The sequence below is a fragment of the Fibrella aquatica genome (genome assembly GCF_041321135.1).
In the GTDB taxonomy this organism is placed as follows: domain Bacteria; phylum Bacteroidota; class Bacteroidia; order Cytophagales; family Spirosomataceae; genus Fibrella; species Fibrella aquatica.
In genome coordinates, this window is record NZ_JBGGWF010000021.1 from 1 (window position 1) to 23,763 (window position 23,763).

Consider the following 23,763-nt stretch of genomic DNA (forward strand, 5'->3'; position numbering starts at 1 on the left):
ATTTAGACGTTTACGATGTTTTGTATTTATTTTATGGGGGGGATAAATTACTGGTAATTAGTGAGTTGTGATATGTTTGGTGGGTCATTTGTGTTGTGATTCCATTGGCAGCTTCCGTTGGCTTCAGCCAACGGAGGCGCTATTTTAGAATCGGCTCGAGGGCTTCGCGGTTGGCGTGGAGCCAATCGTGGATGTCGGAGACGATTTCGCGCATGCCTTTTTCAGGTTTCCAGCCCGTGAGGGCCGTTACCTTGGTATTGTCAGTGATGTAGAGGCGAATGTCGGCGGCGCGGTTTTCGGCTACTTCACGGATCGGGATGGTTTTGCCCGTTACTTCCTGACAGATCTTGGTCAACTCCTGCAACGAGGCGCTGCTTTCGTTACCACCACCCGCGTTCAGAATCTCGCCGTTTACCACGTCGAGGTTGTGGAGTTGGAAGTCGATGAGGCGGTAGAGATCGTCCACGTGCAGCATATCGCGGGTTTGTTTGCCGGTGCCACCGTAGCCGATGTAGGCGAGTTGCTGCTCGAAATAGTGTTTGGCAATCCACAGTACCATCACGCCCTGATCGATCTTACCCATCTGCCACGGACCGGTGATCACGCCACACCGGTTGATCACGGTTTTCAGGCCGTAGAATTCATTGTATTCCTGAATCAGCAGCTCCGACGCCAGTTTGGTGGTGCCGTAGAGCGACCGCGCGCCGTCGAGGGGGAAATTCTCGGCAATGCCTTTGCTCGACACGCCCGGAATCGGTTGGTCGTCGGTGAGTTCAAAGCGGGTTTCGCCTTCCCTGAAGTTCAGCGTTTCGAGCGCCTTGATCGGGTAAATGCGGCTGGTAGACAGGAAGATGAACGCGGCTTTGTGCTTCAGGGCGTAGTTGAGGCAGTTGACCGTTCCGAACAGGTTGGTGTTGATCAGGTAATCGGGCGTGCCATCCAGGCCAGCCAATACCGATGGTTCGGCCGAGGCTTCGATCACGGTATCAACGGCGGGCAGCGCGTCGAAATCTTCCTTGCTCCGAATATCGCCATGCAGGAACTCAACGCCCGCCTGTTTGAGGCGCGAAATATTGAGTTCAGAGCCGCGCCGTTTCAGGTTGTCGAGGCAATAGATGGTGTAATCGGGATAATTCTTCTTGAGGGCAATGGCCAATGCTGAGCCAACGAATCCGGCCCCGCCGGTGATGAGAAGTTTCATTAGTTAACGATGTATGTGTAGAGACGCAAAATTTTGCGTCTCACCGCCGGTAGGTGCTGTAGCTATAGCATTGCTGACGCCAGTGAGACGCAAAATTTTGCGTCTCTACGATGGTATACGTTTGAGTGAAATGTTTTCGACTGGGCGGATGACGAGGGGTACTTTTTCTACTTTGACCGAACTGCTATCGAGGCCGAACCAGCGATCTTCGGGCGTGGTGAATCCTTTGATCGAGAAGTAGGCGTTCATGATCAGGCGCTCGAACGTGGGCAGGTCATTCTCGAAAGACAGGAATTTCTCCAGGACCACAAACCGGAAATCGCCGATTACGTTTTGGCGGTTCAGCGATTCGTAACGGCTCGTAATATCCACTTCTTTGTTCCGAACCATGTCTTCAATTACTTTCCGCAAAAAGAGATTGATGCGGTGTTCGATCCGGAAACCGAGCTTGAACGTGATTTTATAGGCATCGTCAGGTGCAATGGTATTCACCTTATACTCCATTGTATATGGGTCGTCGGTGGTGTCAACGTGCACAAACCAGTAAATATCAGCGCGTTTGGGCCGCTTCTGAAAGATCGAGTAAATCACCTTCGACTCAATCTCCGACTGCCGCGCCGCGTTGCTCATAAACACCAGGTGCGTGGCGTATTTCGGAATGCTGATGTCGCGGCTCAGCTCTTTCAGCGATTGCAGGTAATGGTCGATGCGCACATACTCGGTCAGGCGCAGTTTAATCTGGAACGCTTGTAGCCAGATATACATCACCCCGGCAATTGCTGCTCCGATGAGTAAGGATACATAGCCACCGTGCGGGAATTTGACCAGGTTGGCTACCAGAAACGAGCCCTCGATGGCCAGATAAACGACCAGAAACAGAACGACGCCCCATGCCTGAAACTTCTTGATGTACATGTAGTAGGCAAACAACATCGTGGTCATCAGCATAGTCAGCGTAATAGCCAGTCCATAGGCGGCTTCCATATTGCTCGATTCGCGGAAGTACAGCACAATGCCTACGCAACCCATCCACAACAGCAGGTTAATACTGGGTACGTAGAGTTGTCCCTTTTGGGCCGATGGGTAACGAAGCCGGACTTTAGGCCAGAAGTTGAGCCGAATGGCTTCGCTAATCAGGGTAAACGAGCCACTGATGAGGGCTTGCGACGCAATGACGGTGGCCGCCGTAGCCACCATAATGCCAATGGTTAAAAAACCGGATGGCATGATCTGGTAGAACGGAATGCGATCGTTCAGGTTCTCGCCAGTATGATTGATTAGCCACACGCCCTGCCCGAAATAGTTAAGCAATAGACAGGTTTTGACGAACACCCAGCTAGTCCGAATATTTTTCCGGCCGCAGTGCCCCATATCGGAGTAGAGTGCTTCGGCCCCGGTAGTACAGAGAAACACAGACCCCAACAGCCAGAAACCACCCGGATAAACCACCAGGAGTTCGTAGGCGTAATAGGGGTTAAGCGCAGCGAAAATAGTTGGGTCCTGAACGATACTCATGATGCCGAGAATGCCCAGCATACCGAACCAGACCAGCATAACCGGGCCAAAAGCGGTACCGACAACGCTGGTACCGAAGGCTTGAATCAAAAACAGGACCGTCAGAATACCGATAACGATGGTAATGATTTCATTCTCGGTAATGGCTGGGTACAGTTGCCGAATACCTTCAACCGCCGACGTGACCGAAATGGGCGGCGTAATAATACCATCGGCCAACAAGGCTGAGCCACCGATAATGGCCGGGAGTGTAAGCCATCGGCCATGACGACGAACCAGCGCATACAGCGCGAAAATCCCACCCTCGCCCCGGTTGTCGGCTCTGAGGATCAGTATGACGTACTTCACCGTAGTTTGAAGCGTCAGTGTCCAGAAGATGCAGGAGAGCGCGCCGCGGATAACGTCGGCATTAATGACACCATTTGGCCCAACAATGGCGCGGAGTGTGTAAAGCGGCGACGTACCTATGTCCCCGTAAATGATACCGAATGCGACCAATAAACCGGCGGCCGTTACGGTATCTACATGTTTTTTATCTTCCATAGGAGCAGATGGGCACTGGCATTCACGGCCAGCGGCAGAAGCGCGCGCAAAGATAACAGGCCAATACTCAGAATGTTCTTTCTGCCAATTGAAACATGCGCCACGCTAAGTTGACGGTCGACAAGTCACGGAAACGCCTATTTTTACGGCAATTTAGCCCCCACTGCTATGAGTTCGTTGCCATCTGTACTGCCATTGTGCTTTACTAAGAGCCGTTCTCTACCCACCTATCATGCTCTTTAATTCGCTTCAGTTCTTACTCTTCTTTGCCGCTGTCACACTGACGTACTATAGCCTGCCGAAAGGCAATGGGCGGTGGTCGCTGCTGTTGATCGCGTCCTGTTATTTCTACGCTGTCTTTCAGCCAACCTATATTTTTATTCTGTTCCTAACCATCGTGATTGATTATATCGCGGGGATATGGCTGGAGAAAACGCCCGTAGGGCCGCGTCGTAAGTGGTTGTTAATCATTTCGTTGATCTCGAACGTCGGTATTCTGGCGTTCTTTAAATACCTCGGCTTTTTCACCGAAAATATTGCCTGGTTTTTCGATCACCTGCACATGCCTGGAGCAGCCGACAAGGTAACGTACCTGGCCAACCGGGTGTTTGTGAAGGTGGTTGAGGTATTTGGCCAAAGTGGTATTTCATCCTATAAAGATAGCCTGGCGATTTTGCCTGTAGGCTTATCGTTCCATACGTTTCAGGCCATGAGTTACACTATTGAAGTGTACCGGGGGAACCAGAAAGCCGAGCGACATTTTGGTATTTATGCACTGTATGTGATGTTCTACCCACAATTGGTAGCTGGCCCAATTGAGCGTCCACAGAACGTATTGCACCAGTTCCACGAGCACTTTGCCTATAATTTCGAGAACATAAAAGCTGGGCTGATGCGCATGGCATTCGGCTTCTTTAAGAAGTGCGTAATTGCCGACCGGTTAGCTATAATGGTCGATCCGGCCTTTGCTGATCCGGCAAATCACAACGGCTTAAGTCTATTAACAGCCGCTTTCTTCTATACTTTTCTGATCTACTGCGATTTCTCAGGTTATTCCGACATTGCCATTGGCACAGCGCGGGTAATGGGTTTTAACCTGATGGAGAACTTCAAAGCACCGTACATGGCCAACTCAATCACTGAGTTCTGGCGGCGATGGCATCTCTCCCTTTCTACCTGGTTTCGCGATTATCTCTACATTCCGCTCGGCGGAAACCGGAAAGGCGAGTTCCGGCGTAACCTGAACCAGATGATCGTCTTTCTGGCGAGTGGTCTCTGGCATGGACCCAACTGGACCTACGTGATCTGGGGTGGGCTACACGGCGTATACCAGGTAGCGGCGGGTCTGCGCGACAAGTACTGGCCGGGGCGTTCGGGGCGCGGGGCCGGGGGCGCGGGGCAAGGGGTAGCGCTGCAGGGTATTGGTGGCCGAATCTGGCATGTCGGTAATGTGCTGGTCACGTTTGCGTTGGTGATGCTGACCTGGATTTTCTTCCGGGCAACCAGTGTACAATCAGCTTTTTTGATCTTAAAAAAGATAGGTACCTTGTCGGTATTCGAGCCAATTCAAACGACCATGAATGCTACCGAAATGTGGTTCAGTCTACTGCTGATCGGTTTTCTACTCGTCAAAGAGGCAACGTACCTGACTATTCCCACGCGCAGCACGCCCCGATTCTTCCTGCTCATCGGCCTTATCGCGTTCCTGACCTACCTCTTCGGCGTATTCACGTCGAATCAATTCATCTACTTCCAGTTCTAAACGTACCGCGGACTTTAGTCGGGGACGCCTAGTCCGCATCTTTTACGGACTAAAGTCCGCGGTACGTTCGCGCCTGGCAACGAATCCGTATTCATACATATCGGAATGGCTTTTTCTTGTTGTCAAAAAGCCAAAAAAAGACTAAGAATAGTCAAAATGTAGTCATATCAGTAGAAAATGCTCTTTTTAGGATACTATTTTTCTTATAAAAAGTAGGAGTAGCAGGAGAGAGCAGGTAAGTTATACTGTATAGAGATACTTAATTTGGGATTAAATCCAGTATTTATTGTAACCATACTCACCCGATACAACAGCATCAAACCTGATTAGTACGGCGAAGTAAGTGGTCGCAGATAGCATCTGATAAGTACAGTTCCCTACAAGTTCGACAGCAGAATATGACGTACAGACCTATACTTTATTTCTTTATAGTGATCCTGGGAGTAGCCGCTGTAAGCAGTTGTTCTAATAAGCAATTCGATGACGTGTATGCCCGTCCTGAAGGATTGGCGGAGCCCATTTATCAGCAATTGAAGGGCAAAGGGCGTTTCACGAATATGCTGGCCCTGATTGATAAAAGTGGCTATCAGCGAACGTTGAGCAGTGCGGGTTACTGGACCTTGTTTGCGCCCAACGATGAAGCGTTTAAGGCATATTACCAGAAAAATAACCTGAGCCTCGCCCAGATCGACTCGGCCAAGGCGCGCGAAATTGTGCAGTACATGCTGGTCTATAACGCATTTGCCAAAGACCGGCTCGACGATTATCAGGGGCCAACGGGGTGGGTGCCTTCCCGCGCTTTCCGGCGCAGAACAGCCCAATACACCGGATTCTATACCGACGAAACGCAAGCAGGTACGGCCGTTAAAGCCGTGGCCGCCAACCGCAACGGAAACCAATACGTGAGTGCCGACAACAACAACAAGCACATCACCTACTTCACCGACGATTATTTTACACAGCGCGGCCTCTCCGCCTTCGACTATACCTATTTCTTTCCGGAATCAACGTATTCAGGCTTCAATGTGCTGAATGCGAAGGTATTGGAGAAAGATATTTTCGCCGAGAACGGCATGATTCACGAGGTAGACAACGTGTTTACCGCCCAGCCATCGATTGACCAGTACCTGCGGACGAAGCCCGAGTACAGTGAATTCAGAAAACTGTACGAGAAATACATGGTAAGCTTTATTCCTAACGCCGAGGTGACCAATCGCTATCAGATTCTGACCGGGAAGAGCGATCAGGTGTTTGTGAAAGGCTACTCGAACCTGCTTTCGTTTGCGCCCAACAACGAGAATTACTTCAAATTTGCCGATAACGACGCGCAACAGGAGTGCTGGAGTATGTTTGTGCCCACCAATGACGCGTTGGTGCCCTACATCAAAAACGTGATTCTGGAGCATTACACGTCGCTCGATGTGGTGCCGCCCCAGGTGATTGCCGACCTGCTGAACGCGCATATGTGGTCGTCGGCAGTATGGCCCAGCAAATTCAACAACACCTTCAATTCATTTTCAGAAGAAGCCCGGTTCGACCCGGCGGCCAGCGTTGTTGACAAAAAAGTGCTGAGCAACGGCTTTTTCTACGGCACCAATAAAGTGCAGGCCGCCAACGTATTCTCGACGGTGTATGCCCGCGCTTACCTCGATCCGAAATATTCGATCATGACCCGCTTGCTGAATGCCGATCTGAGGCCGGTACTGCTTAATCCACGGCTCAAATACACGGTGTTCATGCTCAGCGATGCTTCGCTCCGGGCGGCGGGCTATGATTATGATGGGTCAAGAAATGAGTGGATTTACACGGCTCCGGGTACTACCGCGCGTACGGTGGGCGAAGTAAACCGGAATCGCCTGCTCCGTATTGTGGCCAGTAGTGTGGTGTCTACGCAGGCTGGTGAGTTGGATAATCTAGCTGGCTCAGGCATCATTGATGCCTTCAACGGCGAGTATCTCAAATTCGAAAACAACCAGGTTTATTCGTCGGGAACGGTCGCTAAGCCTTTGAAAATTGTGGGCGCTAAAGAGATGGTAAACGGGAAAGTGTACTACACCGACGGTATCCTGAATTTTACCGAGCGAAACATCGGACAGGATATTGAAGCGCTTGGCACGGCTACTACCTCACCGTTTAACTCGTTCTGGCAATTCCTGCGCAACTCGTCCGCTTACAACGCGCCTACGGGCGAGATTGTGGGCACGGCTGCCGGGTCGTTCTACACCGTTCTGATTCCCGATAATGCCGCTATTCAGGCGGCGGTGAATGCCGGTTTGTTACCCGGTACCGGTACCGGCGCGGTGAAAACGCCCAATTTTAACCCTACGGTGCCCGCCCAGCGAGACCTGGTGGCCAACTTCATTTACTATCACGTTTTCAACAAAAAAACGGTGGTGCCCAACGGAAAAGAATCAGGCAATGCCGAAACGCTGCTGAAGAATAACCTGGGCGACGCCGTGTTTGTCACGGTGCTCAATACCCCCGGCGCCATGCAACTGATTGATAACACGGGACGGAAAGCCAACGTGAACGTACCTAGAAGTAACAACCTGTCGAATCGGACAGTGATACATCTGATCGATAATTACTTACAGTATTAGTGTGCCGCCATTTCGGAAAGCCGATCCTCTACTATTCTGTTGCACAGTCTCTCCTTTCAAACGCATGAAAGCATTTCTACGAGTACTATTCATAACTGGTATGTTGCTCAGTGGCTTATATGCCGCCGCGCAAACTCCGGCTACTGTCTACTCCGTTCGCGGTAAAGTCAAAGACGTTGCCGATAGTAGCGGGCTTGTGGGCGTTACGGTAGCCGAGCTCGACAAAGACAACCGGATTATTAAAGGTGTTACCACCGACATTGAGGGTAACTATGTCATTCGGATGTCGAACGAAAACAATACGCTGGCTTTTTCGAGCATCGGCTATAAAGCAGTTCGTATTCCGGCGCGGGGCCGTAAGGTGATCAACACCTACATGGAATCAACCTCCAACGAAATGACCGAGGTGGTGGTGCGAGCCGAGCAAACGGATAACGGACTACTGTCTGTTTCTGAGCGAAATTCAACGCTGGCCGTGTCGAAAATTGACGCCAAAGCGCTGGAAGAAATGCAGGGAACGTCGATTGATCAGATGTTGCAGGGGCGGTTGTCGGGCGTTGATATTGCCGCCAACTCAGGTGACCCCGGTGCCGGTATGCAAATCCGAATCAGGGGTACGTCGTCGATTAACTCATCGGTCGATCCGTTGATCGTGGTGGATGGTATGCCGTACGAAACACAAATTCCGTCAGACTTCAACTTTGGTGCGGCCGATGAACTGGGCTACGCGCAACTGCTGAATGTTTCGCCGTCTGACATTAAAACGATCAGCGTTCTGAAAGATGCGGCGGCCACCGCTTTGTGGGGGTCGCGGGCTGCCAGTGGTGTGGTGGTGATTACGACAAAACGCGGCACATTGGGCAAGCCGGTGATTACCTACACCTTCAAAGGTTCGCTGGCGAAGCAACCCAACGCCATTCCCATGCTGACGGGCGACCAATATTCGTCGCTTATTCCCGAGCAGTTCATGAACCGGAACGGGTTGCCGCTGAACACCCAACAGGTGAAAGAATTTCAGTATGACCCTAACGATCCGTACTGGTTCAACAACTATAGCAACAACACCAACTGGATTGATCAGATCACGCAGTTGGGCAACTCACTCGATCATAACGTTGCCATCAGCGGCGGTGGCGAGAAAGCCCGCTACTATGCGTCGCTGGGTTATTTTACGCAGGAGGGAACCACCATCGGCACCGGCCTCGACCGGATCAATACCCGAATTAACCTCGATTACAACGTATCGAACCGGATTCGTTTCCGTACTGATCTGGCGTTTACGCACTCAAGTAATGACCGGAACTACGTGAACGCCAATGCCACGCAGGATTTGTTGCGCAGCATTGCGTACACCAAAATGCCGAACATGAGTGTGTATGAATACAACGAGTTTGGCGTACAGACCCCCAACTACTTTTCGCCGCTGAGCAATATTCAGGGATTGTATCCGGGTACGTATAACCCGGTGGCTATGGCAAACAGCGCCAAAAACGCAATCACTACCGACCGGATTATCCCCAAGTTTCAGTTGCAGTATGACCTGAAACCCAACATCTGGATGTTGGCCGTCGATGTTCAGTTTGATATCAACAACACGAAAAGTCAGTCGTTTTTACCACAGGTTGCTACCGGACAGCGGTACACCAGTTCGGCGGTAAATCAGGCCTATGATGGTGATGCCGACGTGTTTGGCGTGATCACTAAATCATCGTTGTTGTATACACCGGCTCTCCGCAATACCGATCATCAGGTTACCAGCCTGTGGGTGTTGCAGACGGCCGATAACCGGAGCATTACCCAACAGGCATCTATTCCGAATACACCGTCTGATCAGCTTCAGGATGTTTCTAACACCGGTCGCCAAACGGCTTCGTTCATTGCCTCGTCTGTGTTTGAAACGCGTACGGTTGGTCTTCTCTGGAACGTTCATTACGGATATAAAGGCAAGTACAACTTCGATGTTGGTGTGCGCGGCGATGGTAACTCTCGCTTCGGTCCGGCTTACCGCTACGGCGTATTCCCCTCTATTTCGGGTAAATGGACAATCTCGGATGAGCCTTTCATGCAGCGCTTCAATACGTACCTCGATTTCCTGGGTCTCCGGGCGAGTTACGGGCAAACAGGTAATGCCCCCCGCAACGACTATTCTTTCTTTGGCACATATACCACCCTACCGTGGTCATATCTGGGCGCCCCTGCCATTATACCCGCTACCATGGAATTACAGAATCTGCGGTGGGAAACGCTGGTTGGTCAGAACTTTGGTCTGAACCTGGTCATGTTCAAACGCCGGATTACGCTCGATGCCGAACTGTATAAAAACCGCACGAAAAACCTGTTCTTCAGAGGCTTGCAGATTCCGTCGTACACCGGTTTCAACAACGTTGATATGAACGTGGGTACGTTGGATAATCAGGGCTGGGAAATCAACCTGGGTATTACGCCCTACAAGACCAAACTGGTCACGATTGACCTGAACATGAACATTGCCCGGAACATCAATGTCATTCGCGAGATCTCGGATCTGTATCCACGCGAAGCCGGCAACATCACGGCCAACGGTCAGTACAAAACATATATCCAGGAAAATAATCCGTTTGGCTCTTTCTACGGCTTCCGCTACAAAGGCGTGTACAAAGATGAAGCGGCCACCGTGGCCCGTGGCCGGAATGGCGAACCCATCATTACGCCCGACGGACAGGGAATCCGGATGCGCTTTAACTACCCCGCTACCGACTACATTTTCCAGGCGGGTGATGCCATGTACCAGGATATCAACAATGACGGAAACATCAACTATCAGGACATTGTCTACCTCGGCAACAGCAACCCGGCCTTTACAGGTGGTTTTGGCGGAAGCATTGGCTGGCTCGATCGGTTGAAACTAACCGCTTTCTTCAACTTCCGGGCCGACTACGACGTAGTAAATGGCACCCGTATGTCGACTACGGCCATGTATTCGTATGATAATCAGAGTACTGAAGTGTTGTCGAGATGGCGGCAGCCGGGCGATGTGACCAACGTACCCAGAGCGTTGTTTGGCGCGGGTTACAACTGGCTCGGCTCAAGCCGGTACGTAGAAGATGCGTCGTTCCTGCGGTTCAGAACCGTGACCATGCGCTACACCTTCGCCAAAAGTGTGATCGATAAGCTGAAGCTGAAGGCACTGAGCGGCTACCTGACCGTCGAGAATCTGTATACCTGGAGCAACTACAAGGGGCAGAATCCAGAGGTAAGCCTGCGCGGAAACGATCCGTTCCGGGTTGCCATCGACTACTCGATGACGCCACCCGCCAAAACCGTGACCCTGGGTCTGACTGCTTCGTTTTAAACTGCCATCATGCTGCGCGTCATTAAGTTGTCATTACGCTGCGCTGTCATTGATTGTCATTCTTCGTGAAACAACAAATGACAATCAATGACAATCAATGACAGCGCAGCGTAATGACAACAAATGACCAACTGAACAATGATCAAGAAATTAATCTATAGCCTGTCGGCCTTTTTACTGCTGCTGCTACCTACTTCCTGCAACACGTACCTGGATCTGCGGCCTCAGGATGGTATTACCAAGGATGAATTCTGGCGTACCAAAGAACAGGTGCAGGCCGCCGTTACAGGCTGCTATGCCGGCATGCTCAACGGTATCCCCGAAACGCTGTTTCTGTGGGGCGAACTACGGGCCGACATGATCACGTCTACGTTTCAGACCCGGTTCGACGAAACCGATATGATCAACGTAAACATTCTGCCCAGTAACAACATCGCTAACTGGCGGAGTATTTATCAGGTCATTAACTATTGCAACACCGTTATCGAGTTTGCGCCTACCGTTACGCAGAACGATAAAACGTTTACGCAGGAAGCGCTGAACATCAATCTGGCTGAGGCTAAAACCATCCGCGCGCTCCTGTACTTCTACCTGGCCCGCACCTTTGGCGACGTGCCGCTGAAGCTGAACGCTACCACGTCGGACAACGAAATAACGCCTATTCCGAAAAATACGCAGGCCGAACTGCTAGCTCAGATCGTGAAAGATCTGGCCGAAGCCGAACCCAATGCGCCCTTGACATACGGCAACACAGCCTCGGATAAAGGCCGGATTACGCGCTATACCGTCAATGCCCTGCAGGCCGACGTGGCGCTTTGGATGGAGAAATACGATGTGGCTCTGACGGCCTGTAATAAGATTATCAATAGCGCCAAATTCGGGCTGATTCAAGGCAGTTCCTTTCATAATCAGGTGTTTGTGCAGGGCAATTCAAACGAAGGGATTTTTGAATTGCAGTATGATCGTCAGCGCATTAACGGCTTCTACGGCATGTTTGTGTCGCCCCGGCGGTTCAGCGCGAGTGCCTACGTGGTGGATGAAGTATACACGCAGGATTTTCTGGACGACACTAAAAAAGACCTGCGTGGCGATGAATCGGCGGTGCGGGCAAGCGATGGCACTATCTGGAAATACGTGAGCCTCAACGGGACTACCCTGCGCGTGATCAACGAATCGTACGCCCACTGGATCGTGTATCGCTACGCTGATGTGCTGCTGATGAAAGCCGAAGCTCTGACCATGCTGAACCGCTCGCAGGAAGCCCTGCGAATCATTACTACCATTCGCGAACGTGCGCTGGCGCTGGAAGGCACTTTGAAAACGCCCGACCCATCGGATACCGAAGCCGTAATGGATTACATTCTGGAAGAACGTGCCCGCGAACTGGCCTTTGAAGGCAAACGCTGGTATGACGTGCTACGCCACGCCAAACGCAACAATTACAAACGCCTGGATATTTTGCTCGACATGGTAGCCCGGAGCGTGCCACCCGATCGGCAGCAGTCGGCGATTGCCAAGTACAAAGATTACAACAGTCATTACCTGCCCATTTTCCAGTACGAGCTACAAACCAATCGGCAGTTGGTGCAGAATCCATTCTATAAATAGTCAACGGGTTTTTGATAGTGCAGTCTGATTCCGATCAAAAAAGCCATGAAAAAAATTAGCCATTCCATACTGCTCACCCTCGTTGTGCTGCTACCCATCATCTATCTGATTGGTTGCCGTGAGCAGAATTTTGTGGAGACCACCACGAGCGACGTGAACTTGTACAGCTACCTGAAAACGCGTCCCGAAAGCTTCTCCGAGTTTACCGCCGTACTCGATAAGGCTGGTTACGAGGGTTTTCTGGATGCGTATGGGGCCTATACCCTGTTTGTGCCCACCAATGCCGGGATACAGGTTTACCTGAAAGAACTCTCGAAAACCGCCGCGCAGCTCACCAAAGAAGAGGCGCAGAATATTGCCAAGATCCACATCATCCGCGATACGCTGACCACCAAGTCGTTTAAAGATGGAAAGTTGCCCCTGGTGACCATGTACGGGCAGTATTTGCTGGGGGGCGTTTCGTTCGCCAATGGCACATCGAGCTATAGCCTCAACCGGCAGGCGGTGGTGCTGGAAACGAACATCACGACCAGCAACGGTATTCTTCACGTCATCGATAACGTGCTGAAACCCGCCACCAAGACGCTTGCGGCTACGTTAGACAGTAATCCGGCCTACTCTATTTTTACTGAAGCCCTGAAGCAGACGGGCTATTATGATTCGCTGGATGTGGTGAATCCTGACCCCGATCGCCGCTGGACAACCGTACTGGCGGAATCGAATGAGGCACTGAGCAAAGCCGGTTTTACCAGTTTCGAGGCGTTGAAGAAGCGTTATTCGAAGACTGGCAACCCTCGCAGTAAGGCCGACAGCCTGAACATGTATATATCCTACCACATGTTGCCCGGCGCCAAATACCTGGCCGATATTATCACCTCACAGTCGCACGTAACCAAGCTGCCGCTGGAGGTTGTGACCTCAAAACTGGATGGGCAAACAGTGCTGATCAATGACGATGAGTTCAATGGTGTGCGGGAGCCGGGCGTAGTGCTGGAACGCGCCCTGAGCGACAACGCCGCAACAAACGGGGTGATTCACTCGTCGACCGGGCACTTTGTCTCGAAAGTACGGCAGCCCACACCGGTATATTGGGACGTGGCCGACTTCCCGGAGATTCGCAAACTACCCGCCTATTACGGTAAACGTAACTACGATTTCGTGTATGGCTCGGTGAAAGATATTAACTGGGAGCGGTCGAACTTCAACCTGACCTATGCCTACAACACCGCGTCGAACTTTTCGTGCTTCAAGAACGACTACCTGATGATTCCGCTGGGTGGTCCGAACCGTAGCGTCTGGGTTGACCTGAGAACGCCAATGCTGGTAAAAGGCCGCTACAAAGTGTGGGTCTGTTACCGTTTCCAGCGGCAAAGTGGTGGGTCGATCAACATTTGTCAGGGAAGCGTAGATGGTGAAACGTTGCCGCGCCCCATGGCCTTTACCGATACTGCCCCCGCTGGTTCGGAAGGGGAACTGGAAGCGCTGGGCTGGAAACTCTATAGCGACCCCGGCACCGACCGTAACCTGGCTGGCCGCTTACTCGGCATCATCGAGATCAAAACCACCGATCGGCACATGTTCCGGCTGACCAACATTCAGGGAACCCAGAATAATAACAACCTCGATATGGTGCATTTCATCCCGATCGATATGCCTCAGACAAGACCCCGCTTCAACCGGAATGGTACGCTGGTTCCCTAGCCTCTATGGCAGGATGAGGTTATTTTTTCGACAGCCTGTCAACAGATAACCTCGCTTACACGCCGTCTTCATTCATTTTTTTCTTCTGCAATGAAAAAACAGTATTCATACCTGCTGATTGCGCTGCTGAGCGTCTGTATCGTAGCCTGCCAGAACTGGGACGATCGGGTCACGGTGTCAGATAATGCCCTGACCAAAACCCTGTACAGCGAAATCAGTGCTCAGTCGGAGCTGAGTAAGTTCAGCGAGCTGCTGGTGAAAAGTGGTTACGACAAACTCCTGAGCGCGTCGAAAAATTACACCGTTTGGGCCCCTACCAACAAAGCGCTGGAAGGGTTCGATCTGGCATCGCTCAACGATACAACGGCGCTGAAACTGTTTGTGGGTAACCACGTGGCGCTGCAAACGTACCCAATGCCGACGGCCACACAGTTGGTTCGCATTCAGATGATGAACAACAAGTACGTGCCCTTCAGCAACGGACGCCTTGGCGAATCTACCATTGTGGGGGCCAACAAGTTTACGGCCAATGGCGTCTTACACACGCTCGATAAACCATCGGCGGTGGTACCCAACCTGCTCGGTTTTATCAACGCGTCGAAAGACACCTACGTGCAGAACAAGGTACTCGGTTCTTTGTCTTATCTGGTCCTCAATCCCGCAAAAGCCATCGTTGATAGCATCAGCGCCACAACGGGCGCTCCGGTATACCGGCCGGGAACGGGCATTGAACAGAAGAACAAGTTTACCGACGTGGTATATGACCTGGCCGACGAGTCGAAGCAGTTCACGTATATCCTGCTGACCAACGAAGCGTTCGCGGCGGAGGTAACCAAGCTGTCGCCGTATTTCAAAACAAGCACGGCCGATAGTACTTATAATCTGGCCAGTTTTCAGGTGCTGAAAGACCTGGCGGTTGAGGGCCTGTATACTGTAGACAACCTGCCCGGTGTGCTGAAATCGAAGTTTGGCGTTGATGTTCCCCTCGACAAAGCCGCGTTGGTGCGTACCATCAACCTGAGCAATGGCGTCGCTTATGTATTCAATAAAGCTGATGTTACGCTTCAGAATAAGCTGCAACCCATCGTGGTACAGGGCGAAAACTACAATGCTCAGTTGCAGAATGTGAGTGCCACGGCCATTGCCATTCGGGAGAAGTTCAATCCGATTACCGGCCAGAATTTTCGCGACCTATCCATTATTGCGCATGGGGTTACCGGTTTCTGGGTACGTTATGACGTACCTGAAGTGCCCGTGATGAAATATAAAGTGTACTGGGTGGCGCTCAACGACCAGACCCGAAACTTCAGAACCAACGCCGTTCCCATCGTGGTGAATCAGAAGCTGGCTATGGGTAGCCTTACCGCCACCACGTTTGTCAACACACTGGTTCCCAACAATACCTATACCGAAGTGCTGCTGGGCGAATACACCAAAACCACGTTTGGCACGCTGAATATGTTTCTGGTGGCGAATGGCACCAACAGCATGGCGCTCGATTACATCAAGCTGGTGCCCGTGCTTCCCTAATAAATGTCATTACGCTTCGCTGTCATTAGGTGGTCATTTGCCTTCGGCGTCATTAGTCGTTTTTGTAATAAATGACAGCGCAGCGTAATGACTACCAATGACAGCGTAGCGTAATGACAATGAATGACTACCTAATGACCTCTTTCCATCTACCGTCGATGCAACATTTTATACAATTAAGTCAGGTAGTTCATCACGCAGGCCGACGCTTGCTGGGCGTGTTCGGACTGATGCTACTCTCGCTGATGAGCAATGGGCAGGACGGTGCCGAGTATGTAACCGTTGTGGCGGCCAAAGCACCGCCAAAGATGAAAAGCGAGATAAAGGGGGTGGTCACCGATGCCGCCACCAGAAAACCGCTGACGGGTGCCCGGGTATTCTACAAAAACCTGACCACCTCCATCACGGGTGACGATGGGCGGTTTACGCTCGCTATTCCCGGCAATAATGTGTCGGTAAGCGTTGAAATTACCGGTTACCAAAGCCGCGAAATTGCCGTTGATGGCCGCAAAACCCTGAACATTGCCCTGAACGAAGGCGATCGGCCGTCGCTGTTTAATCCGCTGATGCTGGCCAACTACGTGTTACCCGCCAACCGGCTGACCAACTCGGCTGCCAACGCCGATATGTCGGATATCTGGACGCGCTACAACGAAACGCCGGATTCATATTTGCAGGGAAAAGTAGCGGGCCTGAATAGTATTCGCAGCTCGGGCATGGGCAATGCGCGGGCTAATCTGCTGCTGCGCGGATACACCTCACTCATGGCCACCAATCAGCCACTGATCATTGTGGATAACATGATCTACGACAACGGTAACTATGGAAGTTCACTGGCCAGCAATTACATGGAAAACCCGCTGGCCAACATCGACGTGCGCGATATCAGCAACATCACCGTTCTGAAAGATGCCGCCGTAGCGGCTCAGTATGGTACCAAAGCCGCCAATGGCGTTATCGTGATTACCACCTCGCGTGCCAGAGACCTCGGCACCCGAATTGATCTGGCTATGAACGGCGGCGTCAGTCTGGCTCCCGCTTCTATTCCCGTGCTGAATGCTGCTGATTACCGGACGTACCTGGCCAATGTGCTCAGCTCGGGCGGTGCCACCACGGAGCAACTTCAGGCGCTGCCATATTTCAACGACAACCAGAATTCAGGTACGTATTACCAGTATCACAACAACACCGACTGGCAGAAGAAACTCTTCACCAACAGCCTGTCGAACAACATGTACCTGAAGGTGACGGGTGGCGATAACATTGCCAAGTACGCCCTGTCGATGAATTACCTGACCAACAACACGGCGATGGCGGCGTCGAGTGTGAGCAAATACAGCACCCGATTCAACGCCGACCTGAACCTGAGCAACCGGCTGAAAGGAGTAGCCAATATGAGTTTCTCGTATAACGAGGCCACCATCAAAGACCTGGGTTTTGCGCCAAAAACGAACCCGGTATTCCTGTCGCTGGTGAAGGCTCCGTTCCTGAGCGACTACGAAATTTCGCCAACCGGCATTGCCTCGCCCGATTTTGCTGATGAAGATATTTTCAGGGTGGGTAACCCCACGGTGGTTAGTCAGCTGATGCAGGCGAGCAACCGCGCCTACAGGTTTGTGGGTGGTATCGGCGTGCAATATAACGCAGCACCTGGTTTTGAACTGGGCGCCAGCGTTGGCGTGATTTTCGACAAAATAAAAGAGAATCGGTTTGTGCCGCGCCGGGGTATTCTGAGCGATACACTGAACAATGCCATTGCCGAAAACCAGTTGGGTTCGCAAACCAAACGACTATTTAACCTCAACACGGAGGCCTACGCCGCTTACGCCAAAACGGTCAACTACTGGCACGAGTTTTCGGCCCGTGCGGGGGTGCGGTTCCTGAACAGTAAAACAGAGCAGGACCGGATTTTAGGCTATAATTCGGCGACTGATGAACTGATTAGCGCGGGTAACGGCGTGGCCCTGCTCAATAACCTCACGGGTGGACAGGGTGAATATAACTGGCTGAACTCGTACCTGAACCTGAACTACGCCTACGCCGATAAGTACTTTCTGACCGTTACGGCGGCGATGGATGGCTCGTCGCGCTTTGGCAAGCAGGTGGCTACCGAATCGATCAAGGTGGGTGGAATACCGTTTGCCTTTATGCCGGCGGTATCGGCCGCCTGGCAGTTGTCATCCGAAAAATTCCTGGCTAACCTGCCCTTCGATTTGCTGAAACTACGGGCGTCGTATGGTCGGGTAGGGAACGATGATATTGGCAACTATGGCTCACGGCAGTATTATGTGGGGCAAAACCTGCTGGGTATTCAGGGATTGATTCGGAGCAACATCGGCAATCCCGAACTGAAGTGGGAAACGGTAACGAAAGCAAACGCCGGCCTGGATATGTCGATCTTGAACGACCGGGTCAGCCTGAGCGTCGACCTATTCCGCAACAAAACCACCGATATGCTCATCATGGAAACCACGCCGACCGTGGCCGGCATTTCTACGGTTTTGCGCAACAGCGGTGCCATGACCACCACCGGAGTAGAGGCAAGCCTGAATCTGAAAGTGCTGAACCGGGCAGCCATTAAATGGGATTTGGGCATGAACATTGGTCGGGCCGCTTCGGTCGTGGACCAACTGCCTGACGGTAATCTGGTGAACACGTTCGGCGACGCAACGTACCTGACCAGTGTGGGGCAGGCACCCAACGCCTTCTACGGGTACGTTGCCCGGGGCGTATATGCCACTGATGCCCAGGCAACTGCGGCTGGTTTACGAACCCGGCAGAGCAACGGCTCGCTGTTGCCGTTCCGGGGTGGTGATGTGCAGTTTGTGGATCTCGACAACAACAAGATCATCGACGAGAACGATCGGCAGATTCTTGGCAGCCCAACGCCCGATTTCTTTGGCGGCATCAACAACCACTTTACCTACGGCAACTTTACCGTCGATGCGCTGGTCACGTTTGTGTCGGGTAACAGCCTGTACAACTACACCCGCAACGCGCTGGAGTCTGTATCGGGCACCAACAACCAGACCCAGGCAACGTTGAATCGGTGGCGCGGCGACGGGCAGGTGACCGATGTACCCAAAGCTACCCTCGGCGACCCGATGGGCAACGCCCGCTTCTCGAACCGCTGGATCGAAGATGGCTCCTACATCCGGCTTCGTACCGTGGCGGCCTCGTATAACTTCCCCATCAACCGCACGGTGTTGAAGTACCTGACGCTGTATGCCAGTGCCAATAACCTGCTGACGTTCACAAAATACCTGGGTTATGACCCGGAGTTCAATGCTACCAACAGCCTGTTTGGGCAGGGCGTTGACAATACACTCGAGCCTATTCAGAAATCCGTTCAAATCGGTATCAAGTTTGGCCTCTAACCCTTTTTGCCGTTACTCTATGAAATCGTCAGTTAAGAAAAAAATAGGTATCGCCGGGCTGGCTTTTGGCCTGCTTACCGGGTTTTCGGCCTGTACCAACCTGCTTGATGTTGACCCAAAAGATGCCCTGACCAGCGAACAGGTATATCGCAACGTGTTTGATGCCGATGCGGCTGTGTTGGGTGTATATGGCAAGTTCATGAGCCTAGCCAAGCAGTATGTGGTGCTCAACGAACTCCGCGCCGACCTGATGGACGTGACCGCCGGGGCCGATGAGCAACTCCGGCAGATCAACAACCACAATGTGGTGCAGGGTAATAGCTACGCCGATCCACGGCCATATTACGAAGTCATTCTGAATTGCAACGATATTCTGAAGAACTTCAAGATCATGCTGGAGCAGAATAAGATGCGCGTGGATGAGTACAATCAGCGGGCGGCTGATATTACGGCCCTGCGTAGCTGGATTTATCTGCAACTGGGCATTCATTTTGGCGCTGTGCCCTACGTAACAACGACCTACGAAAATGCGGCTGATCTGACGGCCCTGGCTTCGTTGCCTAAAATGCCGCTGGAAACGCTGATCAAAGAACTGATCACCACCATGGAAGCGATTCCGCCGGTGTACCGCGACCCCTACACGACAACCACCTCTATTGTGGCCGCGCCGGTTGATGGCTACCCGCTGAACAAGTTTTTTATCAACAAACTGGTGTTGCTGGGCGATCTGTATCTGTGGGATAATCAATACCTGAAAGCCACACAAACGTACCGGTTGGTGATGGAAACGGCTGCGCGTACCGGTATTGACCCGAACTCGGAAGCGTTTTATGCGACCTACAAAATTCACTATGCCGGCACCGCCAACAACGATCTGGCGGTGGGTTATCTGGATGGGGTTAGTGATGTAAACAAACTCGCCGATGCCAACACGCTGGGCTGGCGGTCGATGTTTGCCCGCCGCAATACCGAGAACTGGTTTAACTACGAATGGATTTGGTCCATGCCGTTCGACAAGAATTTCAAGCCGGAAAACCCCTTCATCGATCTGTTTTCGAACATAAACGGACGGTATCAGCTTGCACCGGCCAAACAGGCGATCGACCTCTGGAATAGTCAGGTACAAACCAACAACTTCCCCTTCGATGCCCGTGGCCGACTGACGTACAAGACTGTGGCGGGTAGTCCGGTGATCATGAAGTACCTCTATAATTACGTGGATCCCAGAACCGGCTTGCCAATTGGGGCCACGTTGCAGGAGAAAAACGGAACATGGTTCCTGTACCGGGCTGCTACGTTGCATCTGCGTTTTGCCGAAGCCGCCAACCGCGACGGGCGTCGTAAACTGGCTTACGCGCTGTTGAATAACGGTATCTCGACCACGTTCGATTCTGACCCCGTTGGTCGTGACGAATCGTTGCAACAGGCTACGTTCGATGTGCCGCCTTATGATTTCAACGCCCGAAACGGCGACGTACCCCTGTTCCGGGAACCCTGGTACCGCAACGCGGGCATCAGAGGCCGGGCTGGTTTGCAAAATGTAGCTGTGGTAGGCGACAGCACCGTATCGATCGAAAATTCGCTGATTCAGGAAGCTGCGCTTGAGCTGGCCTACGAAGGTCAGCGGTGGCCGGATCTGGTGCGTATTGCCCTGCGCCGTAACGAACCTGCTTTCCTGGCTGATAAAGTGTATCAAAAGCTCCTGAAAGCCAATAACCCCAACGCCGAAGCCGTCCGCACGAAGCTGATGGATAAGAGCAACTGGTTTCTGCCATTTAAGTTGAAGTAGGGATTTTGTGGCGTAGCCCCCCGCCCTGAAGGGAGCCTGCTGGCGCGTCAGTAGCTCCGCCGTAGGCGTACTCTGGCGCCAGCAGGCTCCCTTCAGGGCGGGGGGCTACGCCGAGGTAATTCTACGTTCCAACCTACGCTCGTTTTATGAAAATCAGGACGATTGCAACGATCACGCTGCTTCTCTCAGGTACGTTGGCACAGGCGCAGATCGGTACGCGCTTTCCGTCGGAGCGCAAGGTTTTGAAAGACCCCGTTACTGGCACACCGCTGACGTTTTTGACCAGCAAACCCACCGGCGATTCAAAGATTTACCAAACTCACCGACAATGGACCGCCGATGGCAAATGGCTCATCTTCCGCTCGAACCGGGTGAAGAATGAAGCCATCGCGGTTAACGAAAAAACGGGCGAGCAGGTGCAGGTAAGCGAAGGCGGGTATACCGGTATGCTCAACATCGCGGCAAAGTCAATGAAGCTCTACTTCATGCGCAACCCGGCCCGAAACGCCGAACGGGGAGCTGGACCGGGTCAGAATGCGTCGCTACAAATTATTGAAGTAGATCTTGAAAAGCTTTTTGCCGATAGCGAATCGGGCAAACTGCAACCGGCTACGACCTACCAACGGGTATGCGGTACTACCCCGCCCGAGCTGGGGGCCGGCGGCGACATGGCGCTGGATGCCGACGAAGAATGGGTGTATTTCCGGGTCGGAAAGTCCGAAGCGGCGAAGCATCTATCGGCCAATACCAAAATAGAAGGCTCGTTCGGCCCCCGAAAAATGGGCGCTGGTCCGGCAGGCTTGGCGGGCATGAACGTGAAAACGGGCGAGGTGAAACACATCGTTTCGGTACCGTTTCAGGTAGGCCATATTCAGACGAATCCATTCGTATCCGGGGAGATCGTGTTCTGCTGGGAAACCGGTGGTAAGTCCCCCCAACGTACCTGGACCGTCCGCGCCGACGGTACCGGCCTTCGCCCGCTGTACCCCGAATCGGACTACGAATGGGTCACCCACGAAGCCGTTATCAGCCGCGATGAGGTCGCCATTGCCATCATGGGCCACCGGAAAGTAGCCATGAATACGGCCGCGCTGGTAGGTGAAACAAAAAAGGCAGCAACCACCCCCGATGGGAAGAATCCTGGTCAGGAGGCAGAGTGGGGGCCATCGGGCACGCGTGAAAGGCCTACGGGGCTGGGTATCGTGAACCTGCGTACCCGCGAAATGGCCATTGTCGGCCAAACCCCCAGTGGCAGCGGCCTATGGCATGTGCATGGTTCGTCAGACGGACGCTGGGCGGTAGGCGACGATTTCGCCCGAAATATCTACCTGATCGACCGCCACACTCGCGAGATGATTCTGCTATCGGTCGGCCACAAAACTACCGCCGCCGACCATCCTCACCCAACCTTCAGCCCCGACGGCACCCGCATTCAGATTCAGTCAGCCATGCTGTCTGACGATAATAAGTCGATGAACATCTGCATTATCCCGGTGCCGAAAGAGTGGTTGAAACGGACGTATAAAGACTGATTCGGGCGTGCTTTTGCTGAGGTGTGAGCTTCGCGCTATAGTGTATTGCTGACGCACGGCCCTTCGACAGGCTCAGAATCCCACCCAAGTTCGTCATGCACCTGCTGGAGTGAGTTGTCACCCTGAGCCTGTCGAAGGGCCGTGCGTCAGCAACACACTACAGCGCGTTAGCCAGAACAAAACCAACGTACCCAACAGTCAACCCCAACATGAAAAACCTACTGCTAGCCCTCTTCCTACTAATCAACGCCGCCGCCTGGAGCCAAACTGAGCCAAAGGAGGCCTACCTGTTTTCATATTTTAAAGACAACGGACAGGATGGGCTGCACCTGGCCTACAGCCTCGACGGGTACGACTGGAAAGCGCTGAAGAACGATGAATCATGGCTGACGCCGGTAATCGGCAACGCCAAACTGATGCGCGATCCCTGCATCATTCAGGGACCTGATAAAACCTTCCACATGGTCTGGACGGTAAGCTGGAACGATAAAGGCATCGGGTACGCCAGTTCACAAGACCTCATCAACTGGTCGGAGCAGCAGTTTGTGCCGGTGATGGCGCATGAATCAACGGCGTTGAATTGCTGGGCACCTGAAATCAAGTACGATGCAACGACCAAATCGTACATGATTTACTGGGCTACCACGATTCCCGGTCGTTTCACGCAATCGGAAGGGGCGGGCGACGAGAAGTACAACCACCGCATGTATTACGTGACCACGAAGGATTTCAAGACGTTCAGCGATACCAAACTGCTATACGATAAGGGCTTCAACGTGATCGACGCGACCATTATTCAAGATAAAAACGAGTATGTCATGTTCCTGAAAGACGAGACGAAAACGCCGCCTCAGAAGAACATCCGCATTGCCCGAAGCAGCACGCTGACGGGCGGCTACTCAGCGCCAACCGCCCCCATTACCGGTGCGTATTGGGCAGAAGGCCCAACCGTCGCTAAGGTCGGTGAAAACTGGGTGGTTTATTTCGACAAATACACTAAACACACGATGGGCGCCGTGCAATCGACCGACCTCGTGAACTGGACCGATATTTCCGATAAAGTCAGTTTTCCGCAAGGTACCCGCCACGGCACCGCCTTTCGCGTACCGATGAAAGTTCTAAATAAGTTGCTGGAAGTGAAGTAGGTACGTGCTGGTTGTGCGCATTGCTTCGCGTGCGGGCCCTTCGACTAGGCGTCCCCGACAGGCTCAGGGTGACAGCCTCACACAAGGTCGTCATGAACATCTGGATGTGAATTATCACCCTGAGCCTGT

Annotated in this window: 12 protein-coding genes; 10 read left to right on the top strand and 2 right to left on the bottom strand. The window is 52.5% G+C overall.

Annotated elements, in window-relative coordinates; all coding sequences use genetic code 11:
* Window positions 1–139: 139 nt before the first annotated feature.
* Together ACAW87_RS25295 and ACAW87_RS25300 are read right to left on the bottom strand one after the other, a co-directional pair.
* Window positions 140–1,201, bottom strand: a complete 1,062-nt coding sequence (locus ACAW87_RS25295; protein ID WP_370726458.1) for an NAD-dependent epimerase/dehydratase family protein — start codon at window positions 1,199–1,201, stop codon at window positions 140–142.
* A 105-nt stretch (window positions 1,202–1,306) separates the two neighbouring features.
* A complete protein-coding gene (locus ACAW87_RS25300) occupies window positions 1,307–3,259 on the bottom strand; it encodes a KUP/HAK/KT family potassium transporter (protein ID WP_370726459.1) in 1,953 nt (650 codons plus the stop codon).
* Between the two features lie 232 nt (window positions 3,260–3,491).
* Between ACAW87_RS25300 and ACAW87_RS25305 the strand changes: the two genes are divergently transcribed.
* The 10 genes from ACAW87_RS25305 to ACAW87_RS25350 all read left to right on the top strand — a co-directional run bounded on the left by ACAW87_RS25305 (window position 3,492) and on the right by ACAW87_RS25350 (window position 23,634).
* Entirely contained in the window at window positions 3,492–5,021 is a 1,530-nt protein-coding gene (locus ACAW87_RS25305) for an MBOAT family O-acyltransferase (protein ID WP_370726460.1), read from the top strand.
* A 398-nt stretch (window positions 5,022–5,419) separates the two neighbouring features.
* Window positions 5,420–7,621, top strand: a complete 2,202-nt coding sequence (locus ACAW87_RS25310) for a fasciclin domain-containing protein (protein WP_370726461.1) — start codon at window positions 5,420–5,422, stop codon at window positions 7,619–7,621.
* Between the two features lie 64 nt (window positions 7,622–7,685).
* A complete protein-coding gene (locus ACAW87_RS25315; protein ID WP_370726462.1) occupies window positions 7,686–10,952 on the top strand; it encodes a SusC/RagA family TonB-linked outer membrane protein in 3,267 nt (1,088 codons plus the stop codon).
* A gap of 138 nt (window positions 10,953–11,090) precedes the next feature.
* A complete protein-coding gene (locus ACAW87_RS25320) occupies window positions 11,091–12,560 on the top strand; it encodes a RagB/SusD family nutrient uptake outer membrane protein (protein WP_370726463.1) in 1,470 nt (489 codons plus the stop codon).
* Window positions 12,561–12,605: 45 nt separating this feature from the next.
* The gene (locus tag ACAW87_RS25325) at window positions 12,606–14,261 is read left to right on the top strand and encodes a fasciclin domain-containing protein (protein WP_370726464.1); all 1,656 of its coding nucleotides are present in this window, start codon (window positions 12,606–12,608) and stop codon (window positions 14,259–14,261) included.
* A gap of 90 nt (window positions 14,262–14,351) precedes the next feature.
* The gene (locus ACAW87_RS25330; RefSeq protein ID WP_370726465.1) at window positions 14,352–15,791 is read left to right on the top strand and encodes a fasciclin domain-containing protein; all 1,440 of its coding nucleotides are present in this window, start codon (window positions 14,352–14,354) and stop codon (window positions 15,789–15,791) included.
* A gap of 158 nt (window positions 15,792–15,949) precedes the next feature.
* A complete protein-coding gene (locus tag ACAW87_RS25335; RefSeq protein WP_370726466.1) occupies window positions 15,950–19,168 on the top strand; it encodes a SusC/RagA family TonB-linked outer membrane protein in 3,219 nt (1,072 codons plus the stop codon).
* Window positions 19,169–19,187: 19 nt separating this feature from the next.
* Window positions 19,188–20,957 carry a RagB/SusD family nutrient uptake outer membrane protein gene (locus ACAW87_RS25340; protein WP_370726467.1) on the top strand — a complete coding sequence of 590 codons (1,770 nt, stop codon included), beginning with the start codon at window positions 19,188–19,190 and terminating at the stop codon, window positions 20,955–20,957.
* 146 nt (window positions 20,958–21,103) lie between these two features.
* On the top strand, window positions 21,104–22,489 hold the full coding sequence (locus ACAW87_RS25345; RefSeq protein WP_370726468.1) for a TolB-like translocation protein: 1,386 nt from the start codon (window positions 21,104–21,106) through the stop codon (window positions 22,487–22,489).
* 209 nt (window positions 22,490–22,698) lie between these two features.
* Window positions 22,699–23,634: a glycoside hydrolase family 43 protein gene (locus ACAW87_RS25350; RefSeq protein ID WP_370726469.1), complete on the top strand. Its 936-nt coding sequence runs from the start codon at window positions 22,699–22,701 to the stop codon at window positions 23,632–23,634.
* The last annotated feature ends 129 nt before the right edge of the window (window positions 23,635–23,763 follow it).

Bases quoted from the DNA above. Each gene is read 5' to 3' on its own strand.
- ACAW87_RS25295 (WP_370726458.1), bottom strand. From the start codon at position 1,201: ATGAAACTTCTCATCACCGGCGGGGCCGGATTCGTTGGCTCAGCATTG.
- ACAW87_RS25300 (WP_370726459.1), bottom strand. From the start codon at position 3,259: ATGGAAGATAAAAAACATGTAGATACCGTAACGGCCGCCGGTTTATTG.
- ACAW87_RS25305 (WP_370726460.1), top strand. From the start codon at position 3,492: ATGCTCTTTAATTCGCTTCAGTTCTTACTCTTCTTTGCCGCTGTCACA.
- ACAW87_RS25310 (WP_370726461.1), top strand. From the start codon at position 5,420: ATGACGTACAGACCTATACTTTATTTCTTTATAGTGATCCTGGGAGTA.
- ACAW87_RS25315 (WP_370726462.1), top strand. From the start codon at position 7,686: ATGAAAGCATTTCTACGAGTACTATTCATAACTGGTATGTTGCTCAGT.
- ACAW87_RS25320 (WP_370726463.1), top strand. From the start codon at position 11,091: ATGATCAAGAAATTAATCTATAGCCTGTCGGCCTTTTTACTGCTGCTG.
- ACAW87_RS25325 (WP_370726464.1), top strand. From the start codon at position 12,606: ATGAAAAAAATTAGCCATTCCATACTGCTCACCCTCGTTGTGCTGCTA.
- ACAW87_RS25330 (WP_370726465.1), top strand. From the start codon at position 14,352: ATGAAAAAACAGTATTCATACCTGCTGATTGCGCTGCTGAGCGTCTGT.
- ACAW87_RS25335 (WP_370726466.1), top strand. From the start codon at position 15,950: ATGCAACATTTTATACAATTAAGTCAGGTAGTTCATCACGCAGGCCGA.
- ACAW87_RS25340 (WP_370726467.1), top strand. From the start codon at position 19,188: ATGAAATCGTCAGTTAAGAAAAAAATAGGTATCGCCGGGCTGGCTTTT.
- ACAW87_RS25345 (WP_370726468.1), top strand. From the start codon at position 21,104: ATGAAAATCAGGACGATTGCAACGATCACGCTGCTTCTCTCAGGTACG.
- ACAW87_RS25350 (WP_370726469.1), top strand. From the start codon at position 22,699: ATGAAAAACCTACTGCTAGCCCTCTTCCTACTAATCAACGCCGCCGCC.